Annotated in this window: 2 protein-coding genes; both read left to right on the forward strand. The window is 62.9% G+C overall.

The window, feature by feature from the left end; genetic code table 11:
- Positions 1-538, forward strand: a 538-nt coding sequence (locus P0D71_RS35995) for an acyl-CoA dehydrogenase C-terminal domain-containing protein (protein ID WP_408483884.1), incomplete at its 5' end; no start/stop codon positions are given.
- The coding region (locus P0D71_RS36000) for an NAD(P)/FAD-dependent oxidoreductase (protein ID WP_408483885.1) at positions 538-834 on the forward strand (297 nt) is incomplete at its 3' end. The genes P0D71_RS35995 and P0D71_RS36000, both read left to right, overlap by 1 nt.

Below are 834 nucleotides of genomic sequence, written 5' to 3' on the forward strand. Positions count from 1 at the left end.
CTTCATCGAGGAAACCGGCGCCGCGCAGTATTACCGCGACGCACGGATTCTGCCGATCTACGAAGGCACAACCGCGATTCAGGCGAACGATCTGATCGGCCGCAAGACCGTGCGCGACGGCGGCAAGGTGGCGAAGTCGCTGCTCGCCGGCGTGGCTGAAACGGTCGAAGCGCTCGGTGCGCAGCAGGGTCCGGCTTTCGAATCGATGAAGAACTATCTTGCGCAGGGGCATCGCTCGTTGAGCACGGTGGTGGATTTTGTTGTCACCAATGCGAAGAGCGATCCGAATGCGGTGTTCGCGGGCAGCGTGCCGTATCTGAAGCTCGCGGGCATCGTGCTTGGCGGTTGGCAGATGGCGCGTGCGTTGCTCGTGGCGGCCGGGAAGCGCGACGAAGATCCTTCGTTTTACGGTGCGAAGATCGCGACCGCGCAGTTCTACGCTGAGCATGTGCTGACGCTCGCGTCGGCACTGGAGGCGTCGATTGTCAGCGCGAAGGGTGGCGAGAGTGTGCTGGCGCTGTCGGAAGATCAGTTCTGATGGGCACCGGCAAAACAATGCCCCCCGCAAGTCTCATTGAGCAGTACGGCCCGCGCGAGTCGATGGAATACGACGTCGTGATCGTCGGCGGCGGCCCGGCTGGCCTGTCCGCCGCGATTCGCCTGAAGCAGCTGGCGGCGGAACAAGGCGTCGAGATTGGCGTGTGCGTACTGGAAAAAGGCTCGGAGATCGGGGCGCATATTCTCTCGGGCGCGGTCATGGATCCGCGCGCCATGACCGAGCTGATTCCGGACTGGAAGGAAAAAGGCGCACCGCTGACCGTGGATGTGACTGAG

Source organism: Paraburkholderia sp. RL17-383-BIF-A, assembly GCF_046028015.1.
Lineage (GTDB): Bacteria > Pseudomonadota > Gammaproteobacteria > Burkholderiales > Burkholderiaceae > Paraburkholderia.